Below are 14,990 nucleotides of genomic sequence, written 5' to 3'. Positions count from 1 at the left end.
AAATAACGAAATACTATGTTAGAAAAGAGGAGCATTTCTTGGACATACAAGAGATTATCGTTGTTGAAGGAAAAGACGATACAACGGCAGTTAAGCGCGCAACTGGTGCAGATACAATCGAAACCAATGGTTCAGCGATATCTGATGAAACACTTCGTCGGATTGCTCATGCACAAAAAAAGCGTGGTGTAATTGTATTTACTGATCCAGATTATCCCGGTCGTCGTATTCGGGCCATTATTGAAGAGCGCGTACCTGGAGTAAAGCATGCATTTTTAGCCAAAGCTAAAACAATCGCAAAAAACGGGAAAGGTTTAGGGATTGAACATGCGTGCGACGCGGATATTCGTGAAGCATTAAGCAATGTATATACATTAGCCGATTCAAAAATAGAAGAACAAATTACATTAGAAGATTTAATGACAGCTAAATTAATCGGTCATCCGCAATCGAAAATACGACGCGATCGATTAGGTGAAATTTTAAATATAGGTATGACAAATGGCAAGCAGCTGCACAAAAGATTAATGATGTTTCAAATTACAACCTTGCAGTTTGCACAAGCGATTCAAGCATTAGATCAGGAGGACACGCATGTATAAAGACATCGCCACACCGATTCGTACGAAAGAAATTTTAGAAAAGTACGGATTTTCATTTAAAAAGAGTTTAGGCCAAAACTTCTTAATTGACCCAAATATTTTACGCAATATCGTAAGTCACGCACATTTAACAGAAAACAGTGGGGCAATTGAAGTTGGCCCTGGTATTGGTGCATTAACAGAACATTTAGCACGTGAAGCGAAGAAGGTTGTGTCATTTGAAATTGACCAACGCCTTTTACCAGTATTAGAAGACACATTAAGCCCGTATGAAAACGTAACAATTGTGCATTCAGATATATTAAAAGCAGATGTTGTAAAGGTTATAGAAGAGGAAATGCCAGGCATCGATGATATTATGGTTGTTGCAAACTTGCCTTACTATGTGACAACGCCGATTTTAATGAAATTATTAAATGACCGCCTGCCAATTCGTGGTTTTGTTGTAATGATGCAAAAGGAAGTAGCGGATCGTATTACCGCACAGCCAGGAACGAAAGCGTATGGTTCCCTTTCGATTGCGATTCAATATTATTGCACAGCAGAAGTAGCGATGGTAGTACCAAAAACTGTGTTTATGCCACAACCAAATGTTGACTCAGCGGTAATTCGCTTAATTAAACACGATACTCCACCTGTACAAGTCATTGATGAAGACTTCTTATTTGAAGTATCACGTGCTTCTTTTGCACAACGTCGTAAAACGATTTTAAACAATTTACAAACAGGTCTTGTAAACGGTAAGCAAAACAAAGAACTCATTATCAAAGCACTAGAAGAGGCAGGCATTGATCCAACTCGTCGTGGTGAAACACTGTCTATTCAGGAATTCGGCAAATTGGCAGACTGCTTGCACCCACATTTTTGTGTTCGACAATAATGTGAAAAACGAACTAAAAAAAGTTTAAAAAATTAAATAAAAAATGTTGACGGCTATGTATCCTGGTGATAAAATAATATATTTTGTTGACGATTTTATTGGTTTGTGATACACTATTTTACAGTGAGGTGTATGCGAAAATGCCAAAAACGTTAGCAGACATTAAAAAGTCGTTAGATGGTCATTTGGGTAAACGTTTGCAATTAAAAGCAAATGGTGGTCGCAAGAAAACAGTTGAATGCGAAGGTATTTTAAGTGATACTTACCATGCCGTTTTCGTTATTGAACTGCAAGAAAAGGATAATGCGTGTAAGCGTGTATCTTACAGCTATACAGATATACTTACCGAAGCAGTAGAGATTACTTTTTTAGATGATGCAGTGGCAGCCATCAAATAGTTTTTCTAGTACTTATTTTTATATTTTGAAAAAGCGCTCCTTTTTGTGAGTGTTTTTTTATTTTTCGCACATACTAAAAGCGTCAACGAAAAAAGGAGGTTTTTTGCATGGCAAAACAAAAAATCATGTCGAGTCGTCTAAAGGAAGAGATTGCAAAGGAACTTGGATTTTATGACGTAGTAGAACGTGAGGGTTGGGGCGGTATTAAAGCCCGTGATGCAGGAAACATGGTCAAGCGTGCGGTTGAAATGGCTCAACAAAACTTAGCCAATCAATCTGCACAAAACAACCAAAAATAAGTTGACGCGAATCAGCACCTCCGTAAACAAAATCTACGGGGTGCTGATTTTGTTTTTTGGAACACAAAATTAATTTTTAGTCATAATAAATTACCTTTCGCTCAATGTTCGTGCGTTTCGTATGTTAAAATAAAAACTAATAAAATTGATCGCGTAACAAATGCGTGCCTTACAAGTAGGAGGAAATTTTCAATGTTATATGTAAAAGCACCTGCTAAAATTAATTTAACACTCGATGTACTATATAAGCGCCCAGATCATTACCATGAAGTTGAAATGATTATGACAACGGTTGATTTAGCAGACCGCATTGGACTGGAATCTCGAGCAGATGGACTAATTAAAATTGTTTCAACAGATAATTTTGTACCCGACGATCAGCGCAACTTTGCATATCAAGCAGCAGAGTTGTTAAAAAATACATACGGCATCACGGAAGGCGTAACGATTACAATTGAAAAGCAAATTCCGATTGCGGCAGGTTTAGCTGGTGGAAGTAGTGACGCGGCGGCCACCTTGCGTGGATTAAATGAGCTGTGGGAACTAAATTTAACACTCGATGAATTAGCAGAGCATGGGGCAAAAATTGGTTCGGATGTTTCATTCTGTGTTTATGGCGGGACAGCATTAGCGACAGGTCGTGGTGAAAAAATCATGGAACTCCCGGCACCACCAACAAGCTGGGTTTTATTAGCGAAGCCAAAAATTGGTGTTTCAACGGCCGATGTCTACGGCGGTTTAAAAATTGATGGCCTTGAACATCCCAATACGAAACAGATGATTACAGCCATTGAAAATAATAATTATGATTTAATGTGTAAGTCATTAGGCAATGTTTTGGAAACCGTAACTTTTAAGTTGCATCCTGAAGTTGTCATGATTAAAGAGCAAATGCACCGCTTTGGCGCGGATGCTGTACTGATGAGCGGCAGTGGTCCAACGGTGTTTGGCTTAGTAGAAAATGAAGCACGTGTCAGTCGTATTTATAATGGCTTGCGTGGTTTTTGTGAAGAAGTATACGTAGTTCGAATGTTAGGGGAGCGAAATCCACTTGCATAAATACGTATAATTATGGTAATTTGACTATTAAATATTCGTAATTAAAAAAACATGTTTAGGAGAGGGTCGCATGAAATGGAAGCGTAGTGAACGCCTTGTAGATATGACGTATTATCTGCTTGAGCATCCACATCAGTTGATCCCGCTAACTTATTTTTCGGAGCTTTACAGTTCTGCAAAGTCTTCAATTAGTGAAGATTTAACAATTGTGAAGGAAACATTTGAAGAAAAAGGAATCGGGCTTTTAATTACCGTACCTGGGGCAGCTGGCGGTGTTAAATATATCCCTAAAATGGCTGTGCAAGAAGTGCGTGAAGTTATTGGGGAATTTATGACAGAGTTAGGGCAATCAGATCGTTTATTACCTGGTGGCTATTTATTTATGACGGACCTTTTAGGAAATCCGGATTTAATGAATCGTGTTGGTAAGGTATTTGCGAGCGTTTATGCTAATCAGCAAATTGACGTCATAATGACAGTTGCAACGAAGGGGATTTCAATTGCCCATGCAATTGCAAGACATTTAAACGTACCAGTTGTTGTTGTAAGACGTGACAGCAAAGTAACGGAAGGCTCAACAGTAAGTATAAATTATGTTTCTGGATCTTCTCGTCGTATTCAAACGATGGTGTTATCTAAACGTAGTATGAAGAGCGGTCAACGTGTTCTAATTACTGACGATTTTATGAAAGTCGGCGGTACAATGAACGGCATGAAAAATTTACTTGAAGAATTTGATTGTGAATTAGCAGGCATTGCGGTATTAGTAGAAGCCGAGCATGCCGATGAAACATTAGTAGATGATTATTATTCTTTAGTAAAATTACAAGAAGTAAACGAGAAAGATCGTACTATTGCATTAAGTGAGGGTAATTTTTTCCAAAAGGAGAGAGATTAAAATGAAAACTGTTTCAACAACAAATGCACCAGCAGCAATCGGTCCTTACGCACAAGGGATTATCGTCAACAATATGTTTTATTCTTCAGGTCAAATCCCACTAAATTCTGCAGGCGAATTAGTGGATGGCGATATCGAAGCACAAACAAATCAAGTATTTGAAAACTTAAAAGCTGTTCTTGCAGCAGCAGGTTCCTCATTAGATCAAGTTGTCAAAACGACAGTGTTTATGAAGGATATGAACGACTTTGTAGCAATGAACGAAGTCTATGCTTTACACTTTGGTGACCATAAGCCAGCGCGCTCAGCAGTAGAAGTCGCACGCTTACCAAAAGACGTAAAAGTAGAAATCGAAGTCATTGCGTTAGTAAAATAATGTATTTGCACCACTTTCCTATAGAGGAGGGTGGTTTTTTTTAGAAAAAACCTCTAAATTATGACTAATTCGTCATCTAACCAACTGAATATTTAGTTTATTTTAACAATTATAAAAATTGTAGATAGAAAAAAATTACATTTTATTGTATTCTATTGATAAATGGTGCAAATTTAAGAAATTGAGTGATTTGAGGATGAGGAAAAGACAGCATTTCTTGAATCATACATCATTATTATGCGCGCCTAAGTATAGGGAGGTAATTATTTATGGAAGTAACAGACGTAAGATTACGCCGTGTTCAAACAGACGGACGTATGCGTGCCATTGCATCGATTACATTAGACGATGAATTTGTAATTCATGATATTCGAGTAATTGATGGCAATACGGGTTTATTTGTAGCGATGCCGAGCAAGCGAACGCCGGATGGAGAGTTCCGTGATATCGCGCATCCAATCAATTCGAATACGCGCAATAAAATTCAAGAAATCGTTTTAGAAGCATTTTATGCATCAACTGATGAAAATACGGAAGACGTAGTAGCGTTAGAAGAAGCAAATGTGTAATAAAACACTTAGGGGTCACTCAACAAAATGAGGGGGCTCTTTTTTTAATTAATTTATTAGGAATTCATGTTCTATAACAGAAAAAAAGGGAATAGTGTCGATAAAGTAGTAATAGAAAAGTTCGGGTATCAAAAGCGGCATTTTTGAAGTGGCTTAATAAAGTAGTTAAACCTATAAAATCATTTTAAATTCAAACTTTTGTCAAGTCTGAATACCTTGAAAAGATAGTGAATTTACTATATAGTCATAAGAGAAAATGAGCTAAAATGGAGGACTTATAAGATGTCAAATATTTTTGCAGTTATTTTGGCTGCTGGTCAAGGTACGCGCATGAAGTCCAAATTATATAAAGTGTTACATCCAGTTTGTGGGAAACCAATGGTAGAACATGTAATTGATCATATTGGCTCTCTAAATGTTGAACGTGTCGTTACGGTTGTAGGTCACGGTGCAGAGCTTGTAAAAGAAACACTGGGAGACAAAAGTGAGTATGTTTTACAAGCAGAGCAACTAGGTACAGCACATGCCGTTCAACAGGCTGAACCGATTTTAGGTAGCTTAGAAGGCACTACACTTGTTGTATGTGGTGATACACCGTTAATTCGCCCGGAAACGATGCAAGCATTATTTGCCCATCATGAGGCAAACAATGCGAAAGCAACAATTTTAACAGCGGTTGCAGAAAATCCAACTGGCTACGGACGCATTATTCGTGATTCAGACGGTCAAGTGGCACAAATCGTTGAGCAAAAGGATGCTTCAGCAGAACAACAACTAGTAAAAGAAATTAACACGGGTACGTATTGCTTTGATAACAAAGCATTATTCGAAGCGTTAAAGCAAGTAAAAAATGACAACGCGCAAGGTGAATACTACTTACCAGATGTCATTGAAATTTTACAAAAGCAAGGAGAAGTAGTAGCAGCCTATGTTACGGAGAACTTCGATGAAACGCTTGGTGTAAATGATCGATTTGCTTTATCACAAGCCGAAGAATTGATGCGTGCACGTATTAATGAGCGTCATATGCGTAATGGTGTAACAATTATTAACCCAGCCTCAACACATATTAGTGCAGATGCTGTTATCGGAAGTGATTCGGTACTTTTACCGGGTGTAATCATTGAAGGCAAAACAGTAATTGGTGAAGATTGTAAAATTGGTCCAAACAGTCATATCGTGAACAGCAAAATTGGCAACAGCACAACGATTCATAGTTCGGTAGTGTTAAATAGCCAAGTGGGTAACGAAACAGCTGTAGGTCCATTCGCGCACTTACGTCCAGAATCAACATTAGGCGACCATGTGAAAATTGGTAACTTTGTTGAAGTGAAGAAGAGCACGCTAGGTGATGATACGAAAGTCTCGCACTTAAGTTATATTGGGGATGCAGAAATTGGCAGCAACGTAAATGTTGGCTGCGGTTCAATAACTGTAAACTATGACGGTAAAAATAAGTTTAAAACAACAATAGAAGACGATGTATTTGTTGGTTGTAATTCCAACCTAGTTGCGCCAGTGACGCTGAAAAAAGGGTCATTTATTGCAGCTGGATCGACAATTACAAAAGAGGTACCTGAAGAGGCACTAGCAATCGCACGTGCTCGCCAAGAAAATAAGCTAGGCTATTTAAGCAAAAATAATTCAAAATAAAACTATTTTAAATACAGGAGGCCATCATGCCGTATCAATACGCTGACTCAAAATTAAAAATCTTCTCATTAAATTCTAACAATCCACTTGCTAAAGAGATTGCTGATGAAATGGGTGTAGAACTAGGGAAATCATCTGTAAAACACTTCAGTGATGGGGAAGTTCAAATTAGCATTGAAGAAAGTATTCGTGGAATGGATGTATTTATCGTTCAATCTACTTCTGCTCCTGTTAACGAGCATTTAATGGAACTTTTAATTATGGTTGATGCTGTTAAACGTGCATCTGCTCGTACAGTAAACGTTGTAATGCCTTACTATGGCTATGCACGCCAAGACCGTAAAGCAAAAGCACGTGAACCAATCACTGCTAAATTAGTTGCAAACTTACTTGAAACTGCTGGTGCTACACGTGTAATCGTTTTAGATTTACACGCACCTCAAATTCAAGGTTTCTTCGATATTTTAATCGATCACTTAGTAGCAGTACCTTTACTTGCAGAACATTTCGGTTCAAAAGGTTTCAATGAAGACGAATTAGTAATTGTTTCTCCAGACCATGGTGGTGTAACGCGTGCTCGTAAAATGGCAGAGCGTTTAAAAGCACCGATTGCAATTATTGATAAACGCCGTCCAAAACCTAACGTAGCGGAAGTAATGAACATTGTCGGTAATGTAGATGGTAAAGTATGTATCTTAATCGATGATATTATCGATACGGCAGGTACAATTACAATTGGTGCAGAAGCATTAATCAAGAGCGGTGCAAAAGAAGTTTACGCATGTTGCTCACACCCAGTATTATCTGGTCCAGCAATCGAACGTATTGAAAATTCTTCTATTAAAGAATTAGTTGTAACAAATACAATTCAATTAAGCGAAGAAAAGCTTTCTCCAAAAATTAAGCAATTATCAGTTGCAAAATTAATGGCAGATGCAATCTCTCGTGTTTACGAAAACAAATCAGTAAGTACTTTGTTTGATTAATTGATAGCTAGAGCAGCTTAGGAACGCGTTTCCTAAGCTGCTATTTTATTTTTCTAAAAAAACTTCGACTTCCGAAAGAAAATTAGTATAATGAGATTGATAAGAGTAAATATTAAGAAAATTAGAGGTCGAAATGAAAACATATAATGAAAAAATGAGTATTTATCATGGCATGGCGTCGGCTGTGGCACAAAATACTTCCAATAGCTATGTGCCGATTTTTGCAATGACGATTCTTGGAGCAACGAATTACCAAGTCGGATTAATTAGCTCATTACCACCGCTTGTGACACTTATTATGACGTTGCCGGCAGCAATTTTATTGAATCGCGCTATTGAGCAAAAAAAATTAGTTGCCTTCTCGGTTGTGGCGGCACGATTTATCTTTTTATTAATCGCTTTTGTAAGTTATGTACCGGGTAGCTTTGGTTCGTGGCTGTTATTGGGACTTATTGCCGCAATGAGTGTTCCCAATACGATGGCTAATATGGGATGGCAATCATTTATTGGCAATCTGATTGAAGAAAATCGCCGAGCACAGTTTTTTAGTGATCGCAATCGCTTATTAACGATTGTTGGGCTAATTGTAACGCTAACAATTGGTGTAGTCATGAAAGATATGACAACTAACAAATTTGCGTATCAAATTTTATTTATGTTTACTTTTTTCGTCGGGCTAGTGGAATTGTATTTCCTCATGAAGCATGATGAGCCTGTACGTGAAATGCAGCAACAAAAGAAGCGTGCAATGGATTGGTCGATTTTTAAATATAAACAGTATGTGCTTTTTTTAGTTGTGGCACTTGTTTTTAATTTTGGCTGGCAAATGGCTTGGGGGCTTTTTAATATTTATAATGTTCGTTATGCAGAGGCAACAATTTTTTGGATTAGTATGTTTAACGTGGCCAATATGCTTGCACAAATTTTTTCATTTAATCTATGGAAAAATTGGTCGCAAAAATATGGCAATATGGGGGTATTTGTTTGGGTAGCATTTGGCATGTCGACTGCGCCATTATTAATGGTTTTATCAACAAATCTGTATTACTTAACAGCGATGTCGATGTTGTCAGGTTTCTTTGTATCGGGGACCGTTCTAATTTTGTTTAACTTATTATTAGAAAACTCACCACAAGAAGTGCGTACGTATTGTATTACATCCTATAATGTGTTGCTAGCGATTATTGCCTTTATCTCTCCACAAATCGGTATTTGGCTACTTGAAACCTACTCGATGGATATAGCCATGTATTTATCAACGGCAATGCGATTTTTAGCGGCAGTCGGCTTCTTTGTTCTATATTATGTACGTAAAAAGCGCACGCAAGTTTAAATCAATACACATCACTTTTCTTTGGTAGATAGATAAGAATCAATTCCCATTGAAATTTACAGAAGAAAAGATATCCTTTCGCGCTACTTGGCGCGAAATGTGTTTTCTAACGATGTATGGTAGAATAAAGTCGATTAGAGAAAAAGGATGCGATATGTAGTGAAATTAATTATCGGTTTAGGAAATCCAGGAAAACCATATGAGCATACACGCCATAATATTGGATTTGATGTCATTGATGAATTAGCAAATCGTTGGAATGCACCATTAAATCAAAGTAAATTTAATGGTATGTATGCTAGCGTGCATCGTCCTGAAGGCAAAGTCATTTTATTGAAGCCATTAACATATATGAATTTATCGGGTGAAAGTGTGCGCCCGCTAATGGATTATTTTGATATTGATATAGAAGATATTATCGTAATTTATGATGATTTAGATTTAGAAACAGGGAAATTACGCTTACGTGCAAAAGGGAGTGCGGGTGGCCATAATGGCATTAAATCACTGATTCAGCACCTAGGTACGCAAGAATTCAATCGTATCCGTGTAGGGGTAAATCGTCCGCCAGCAGGCATGAAAGTGGCTGATTATGTGCTATCGAAGTTTTCAAAAGACGATCAGCCAGTTGTGACAGAAGCAATTGATAAAAGCTGTGATGCGGTAGAAACAGCATTAAAGAAGCCATTTTTAGAAGTAATGAATCAATTTAACGGCGCATAATTTAGTGCCAATACGGCTATACTTTACCATATACGACGTATAAAGGGGGCATACTACATGCCGATTCGTTATCGCTGTCGACATTGTAAAGTAGAGATGGGAAGTTTACCATTTGATGCGGAAAAAACGATTCATAAGCTGCATTTATTTGAAATCGGTGAAATGGACGAATTCGTTGAAAAAAATGCGCAAGGTGAAACAATTGTACACAGTATCTGTGAGCATTGTGAGCAGTCATTGCGCCAGTTCCCAGATTATTATGCACTAAAAAAATGGTTACAGTAAGGGAGTTGCTTTGGTCGCGAATGTTCGCGCCAAGGCTTTTTCCGTTTTTAAATTCGTGATTAAAATAGAAAGGAGCTTGAATGTGAGTACAATTCACCAAATATTTTTGCAAGATAAGCAGATTCATAATTTTTTACAACAAGTACAATCCGGTGCTGCGAATGATAGTCTCATAACAGGGTTAACAGGTAGTGCGAGACCGGCATTAATTCATTCCATGTTTGAAGAAACGAATAAATCGATTTATATTTTGTCATCGAATTTATTGCAGGCGCAAAAGCTCGTGGATGACTTAAGTGCACTGGTTGGTGAAGAAGTTGTTCATTACTATCCAGCGGAAGAATTTATTGCGGCGAATGTGACAATTTCATCGCCTGAATTACGTGCACAGCGTATTGCGACATTAGGGCGCTTAGTGAATAAGGAGCGTGGAATTTATATTATTCCTGTGGCCGGAATGCGAAAAATGCTCAATGCACCGACAGATTGGGCTGGCCATGAATTACAAACCACTGTAGGACAGGATATCGTCGTGGAAGATTGGCTACATATGTTAGTGGAAACAGGTTATACACGTAGCGAAATGGTCACATCACCAGGTGAGTTTGCATTGCGAGGAGGTATTTTAGATGTGTATCCTCCGTATATGGAAAATCCGGTTCGTTTAGAGTTATTTGATACAGAGGTAGATTCAATTCGTACATTTTCAGCAGATGACCAACGTTCGATTGGGAAATTACAGGAATTAACTATTTTACCAGCGACGGAGTTACTTATCACAAACGAGCAGCGTGTCATTTTAGCAGAGCGTTTAGAGGTATCCCTTGCAGCAAGTTTAAAAAAGGTACGTAAAAAGGAAACGCAAGAGCTGTTACTCGAAAATATTGGGCAAGATATTGAGCTACTACGTCAAGGGCAATTGCCAGATTATATTGCAAAATATGGGTCGTTGTTATTTGAGAAGCCTCATTTTTTAGGGGATTACTTCGCACAGGACGGCATTGTGTTGTTTGATGAGCTTGGGCGAATTCAAGAAGTGATGGAGGCGTGGGAACGCGAGGAGCATGAATGGTTTATTTCAATGATTGAAGATGGCAAAACGCTACATGATGTAAAACCGTCGTTTTCATTAAAAGAAGTGCTCTCGATGTTACAGCAAACTAAGCTTTATTTTGCATTATTTACACGGACATTTGCTGGGGTGACATTGAAAAAAACAATCAGTTTTTCATGTAAGCCAATGCAGCAATTCCATGGACAAATTGCGTTGTTACAAAATGAAATTGCTCGTTGGACGCAAGAAAAGTTCAGCGTGCTATTTACAGCTGATTCTACTGAGCGCATGAAGGCCATTCAAAATTTGATGGAAGATTATCATATTCAAGCAACAATTGGTTACGCCAACGCACCGGGGGTTTATATCGTCAATGCTGCATTGTCAGCCGGATTTGAATTGCCACAGCAACGTTTAGCTGTTGTAACAGATGATGAATTGTTCAAACAGCAGGTGAAGAAAAAATCACGACCACAGCAAATGACCAATGCCGAGCGTATTAAATCCTATACAGAAATCAAACCTGGTGATTATGTTGTACACGTGCATCACGGGATCGGAAAATACATTGGTATTGAAACATTGGTTGTGAATAATACACATCAAGACTACTTACATGTACGCTACCGTGAAGATGATAAGTTATATGTGCCAGTCGATCAAATCGAGCTGATTCAACGTTATGTACCATCGGGTGAAAAAGAGCCGAAGCTACATAAGCTAGGTGGTTCAGATTGGAAAAAGACGCGTACAAAAGTATCAAAAGCAGTGCAGGATATTGCCGATGATTTAATCAAGCTCTATGCCAAGCGTGAAGCAGAGAAAGGTTTTGCGTTCGCACCTGACTCTGATGAACAGCGTAGCTTTGAAGCGGCTTTCCCATATGAAGAAACCGAAGACCAATTACGAACAATTGTTGAAGTGAAGAAGGATATGGAACGCGAACGCCCGATGGATCGCCTTGTGTGTGGCGATGTAGGCTATGGCAAAACAGAAGTAGCCATTCGCGCGGCCTTTAAAGCAATTTTAGATGGCAAGCAAGTAGCATTTTTAGTGCCGACAACGATTTTAGCGCAACAGCATTATGAAACGGTTACGAAGCGTTTTGAAGACTATGCCATGAATGTTGGTCTACTAAGTCGTTTCCGTTCGAAAAAGCAACAAACCGAAACGTTAAAAGGTCTACGTGAGGGTACCGTGGATATCGTCATTGGTACGCATCGAATTTTATCAAAAGATGTAGAGTATCAAGATTTGGGCTTACTTATTGTTGATGAAGAACAGCGCTTTGGTGTAACACATAAAGAAAAAATTAAGCAGCTACGCACAAACGTTGACGTATTAACGTTAACAGCAACACCGATTCCACGAACGTTGCATATGTCGATGGTAGGGGTGCGTGATTTATCAGTAATCGAGACACCACCACAAAACCGTTTCCCTGTACAAACGTATGTGATGGAGCATAACGGTGCGTTAGTGCGTGAAGCAATTGAACGTGAAATGGCTCGTGGTGGGCAAGTGTTTTACTTATATAACCGCGTCGATGATATTACCCGCCGCGTCGAAGAAATTCAAATGCTAGTACCAGATGCCCGTGTAGCATTTGCACATGGGCAAATGACAGAGGCAAAACTAGAATCGGTTATTTTATCATTTATTGATGGAGAATATGATGTCCTTGTGACAACGACAATTATTGAAACTGGTGTCGACATTCCAAATGTAAATACGTTAATCGTTCATGATGCGGATCGTATGGGTTTATCGCAGTTGTATCAATTGCGTGGACGTGTTGGTCGTTCAAATCGTATTGCCTATGCGTACTTTATGTATGAGCGCGATAAAATGCTAACAGAAGTCGCAGAGCAACGTCTACAAGCGGTGAAAGAATTTACTGAGCTTGGTTCAGGTTTCAAAATTGCTATGCGTGATTTATCGATTCGTGGTGCGGGCAATTTACTTGGTGCACAGCAGCACGGCTTTATCGATTCAGTCGGCTTTGATTTATATTCACAAATGTTAGAAGAGGCTGTTGAGGAGCGTCGTACAGGTGTGAAAAAAGAAGAGAAGCAAGAAATTGAAGTGATTCTGCATGTAGACGCCTATATTCCAGATGCCTATATCCCAGATGGCTATCAAAAAATCCAAATGTATAAGCGTATCAAAGCGATGGAGCATTTAGAAGATTATTATGAAATTATCGACGAAATGCAGGACCGCTTTGGCGATGTACCTGTTGAAACGGAGCGCTTAATGCGTGTGGCACGTATGAAAGTGTGGGCGGCACAGGCTGGCGTTGTTTCAATTAAAGAAAAACAGCAGATCGTATCGATTACACTTTCAGAAGAAGGCACACAATACGCAGATGGTGCGAAAATTGTTGAGCAGTCAATGAACTTTGGGCGCGCGATCGGCTTTGGTATGGAAGGCACTCAGCTTGTTATTACCGTAGATTATCATAAATGTGGCAATCACTTACCGTTTGATGTCGTAGAAAAAATGATGGAAGTCATTGCAGGAGCAAAAAAGGGAAGTTAAAAGTAAAAGAAGGATACGAACAAGTAAATGACTTCTTCGTTTCCTTCTTTTTATATGGAGAAAATTATTATTCTAACATCGATTTAATAGAATGCTGAACGCTATAGTGAACACCGTTCTGATAATTTAATCTCTGTAATAGCTCCTCACGGTTACGATGTTCTTGGCGTAACGCTAAAAATTGATTTTCACGTGTTGTGGAGGTCATTGTAAGATCACGTTGGCCGTTTGGTTTTTCTAAATAACGTTTAAAAATACCATTTTCAAATTTTGAAATAACCTCTGCACGTTCTGTTGCATAGTTCGGGTAATGAGCCAAATGTGTTCCTGCATAGTATTGTTGCTGACGATATGCATCTGGCGTAGAGACAATAGCATCTACTCTTAACATTTCCAGCACCTCCTAAGGACGTTCCTAGATGTTTTGTTTTCGTTTTTATTTCATAAACAACGGAAAAAAATCTAAAATTGAAACAAATTCCCAAATATAGTCAATGTGATCTAATTTGAAATGCCCAAAAAGTGTGTAATTTAAAAAATTTGGTTTTGAACACATGCATAGCTTTAATTCTTTTAAGCCAAACTAGTAGCATCTTGATGTAAATAGATGTGAAAGCGAGGGAACATAAACGATGAAAGCAACAGGAATAGTTCGTCGCATCGATGATTTAGGTCGTGTTGTCATCCCGAAGGAAATTCGTAGAACATTGCGTATTCGTGAAGGCGATCCGTTAGAGATTTATACTGACCGAGAAGGTGAGGTCATTTTAAAAAAATATTCACCGATTAATGACTTAAGTGAATTTGCACAGCAGTATGTCGAAAGTTTATTTGAAACAATAGGCACACCAGCATGTATTAGCGACCGAGATGAAATGATTGCCGTTGCAGGTGCATCTAAAAAAGATTACTTAGCAAGACGGTTGACGATGTTCTCTGAAGATCATATAAAAAATCGAACAGTAACGGTTGAAAAACTCGAGCAATCTATTGAGCTTGTTACAGGACAGCATGAGCAAGTGAAGTCTTACTGTATTGTGCCTATTATTGCGCAAGGTGATCCCATTGGAGCCGTTTATTTATTTTCAAAGGTGCATTTCATAGGAGAGGTTGAACAGAAGGCAGCTGAAGCAGCAGCCAATTTTTTAGCGAAGCAAATGGAAAACTAAATCGTTGAAACAACGTCCATGTAAAGTGGGCGTTTTTGTTTGTGGATAGGAAAGTATATTATTTTTCCAAAGAAATCCATATTAGAAAAGAAATCATTTCGCATTATTTGTTGCGAAATGTATTTTTCTAATGGCACAACGTCTAATTTTACAAATAGTTATTCA

16 protein-coding genes are annotated in these 14,990 nt (G+C 38.4%); 15 read left to right on the top strand and 1 reads right to left on the bottom strand.

Annotation, left to right across the window (positions count from 1 at the left end):
- The first annotated feature begins 38 nt into the window (after positions 1-38).
- The 14 genes from rnmV (at position 39) to mfd (ending at position 13,656) form a co-directional block, all read left to right on the top strand.
- Positions 39-602, top strand: a complete 564-nt coding sequence (gene rnmV, locus LZ480_RS18605; protein ID WP_241371044.1) for a ribonuclease M5 — start codon at positions 39-41, stop codon at positions 600-602.
- Positions 595-1,482, top strand: a complete 888-nt coding sequence (gene rsmA / locus LZ480_RS18600; RefSeq protein ID WP_241371043.1) for a 16S rRNA (adenine(1518)-N(6)/adenine(1519)-N(6))-dimethyltransferase RsmA — start codon at positions 595-597, stop codon at positions 1,480-1,482. The genes rnmV and rsmA overlap by 8 nt, the downstream gene beginning before the upstream one ends.
- 140 nt (positions 1,483-1,622) lie before the next feature.
- Entirely contained in the window at positions 1,623-1,880 is a 258-nt protein-coding gene (veg, locus tag LZ480_RS18595; protein ID WP_241371042.1) for a biofilm formation stimulator Veg, read from the top strand.
- A 107-nt stretch (positions 1,881-1,987) separates the two neighbouring features.
- Complete coding sequence (locus LZ480_RS18590) at positions 1,988-2,179, top strand: small, acid-soluble spore protein, alpha/beta type (RefSeq protein WP_241371041.1); 192 nt, start codon at positions 1,988-1,990, stop codon at positions 2,177-2,179.
- Positions 2,180-2,371: 192 nt separating this feature from the next.
- Positions 2,372-3,238 (top strand): 4-(cytidine 5'-diphospho)-2-C-methyl-D-erythritol kinase, encoded by an 867-nt coding sequence (ispE, locus tag LZ480_RS18585; protein WP_241371040.1) that lies wholly within the window; start codon positions 2,372-2,374, stop codon positions 3,236-3,238.
- Positions 3,239-3,308: 70 nt separating this feature from the next.
- Entirely contained in the window at positions 3,309-4,136 is an 828-nt protein-coding gene (purR, locus tag LZ480_RS18580) for a pur operon repressor (RefSeq protein ID WP_241371039.1), read from the top strand.
- A 1-nt stretch (position 4,137) separates the two neighbouring features.
- Entirely contained in the window at positions 4,138-4,512 is a 375-nt protein-coding gene (locus LZ480_RS18575; protein WP_241371038.1) for a RidA family protein, read from the top strand.
- A gap of 269 nt (positions 4,513-4,781) precedes the next feature.
- Complete coding sequence (gene spoVG / locus LZ480_RS18570) at positions 4,782-5,081, top strand: septation regulator SpoVG (protein ID WP_241371037.1); 300 nt, start codon at positions 4,782-4,784, stop codon at positions 5,079-5,081.
- A 282-nt stretch (positions 5,082-5,363) separates the two neighbouring features.
- Positions 5,364-6,734, top strand: coding sequence for a bifunctional UDP-N-acetylglucosamine diphosphorylase/glucosamine-1-phosphate N-acetyltransferase GlmU (gene glmU, locus LZ480_RS18565; protein WP_241371036.1), 1,371 nt, complete (start codon positions 5,364-5,366; stop codon positions 6,732-6,734).
- A gap of 26 nt (positions 6,735-6,760) precedes the next feature.
- A complete protein-coding gene (locus LZ480_RS18560; RefSeq protein WP_241371035.1) occupies positions 6,761-7,720 on the top strand; it encodes a ribose-phosphate diphosphokinase in 960 nt (319 codons plus the stop codon).
- Between the two features lie 133 nt (positions 7,721-7,853).
- Positions 7,854-9,053 carry an MFS transporter gene (locus tag LZ480_RS18555; protein WP_241371034.1) on the top strand — a complete coding sequence of 400 codons (1,200 nt, stop codon included), beginning with the start codon at positions 7,854-7,856 and terminating at the stop codon, positions 9,051-9,053.
- 159 nt (positions 9,054-9,212) lie between these two features.
- Positions 9,213-9,776, top strand: a complete 564-nt coding sequence (pth, locus tag LZ480_RS18550) for an aminoacyl-tRNA hydrolase (protein ID WP_241371033.1) — start codon at positions 9,213-9,215, stop codon at positions 9,774-9,776.
- Between the two features lie 57 nt (positions 9,777-9,833).
- On the top strand, positions 9,834-10,061 hold the full coding sequence (locus tag LZ480_RS18545) for an anti-sigma-F factor Fin (RefSeq protein WP_241371032.1): 228 nt from the start codon (positions 9,834-9,836) through the stop codon (positions 10,059-10,061).
- Positions 10,062-10,143: 82 nt separating this feature from the next.
- Positions 10,144-13,656 carry a transcription-repair coupling factor gene (mfd, locus tag LZ480_RS18540; RefSeq protein ID WP_241371031.1) on the top strand — a complete coding sequence of 1,171 codons (3,513 nt, stop codon included), beginning with the start codon at positions 10,144-10,146 and terminating at the stop codon, positions 13,654-13,656.
- 67 nt (positions 13,657-13,723) lie between these two features.
- Here mfd and LZ480_RS18535 read toward each other — a convergent pair whose 3' ends face one another.
- Complete coding sequence (locus tag LZ480_RS18535; RefSeq protein WP_241371030.1) at positions 13,724-14,047, bottom strand: hypothetical protein; 324 nt, start codon at positions 14,045-14,047, stop codon at positions 13,724-13,726.
- A gap of 241 nt (positions 14,048-14,288) precedes the next feature.
- Here LZ480_RS18535 and spoVT point away from each other — a divergent pair, with 241 nt between their 5' ends.
- Positions 14,289-14,825 (top strand): stage V sporulation protein T, encoded by a 537-nt coding sequence (gene spoVT / locus LZ480_RS18530; RefSeq protein ID WP_241371029.1) that lies wholly within the window; start codon positions 14,289-14,291, stop codon positions 14,823-14,825.
- Positions 14,826-14,990 lie beyond the last annotated feature (165 nt).

The organism is Solibacillus palustris (assembly GCF_022549215.1).
Classification (GTDB): Bacteria; Bacillota; Bacilli; order Bacillales_A; family Planococcaceae; genus Solibacillus; species Solibacillus daqui.
This window is presented reverse-complemented; position numbering and strand designations above follow the sequence as displayed.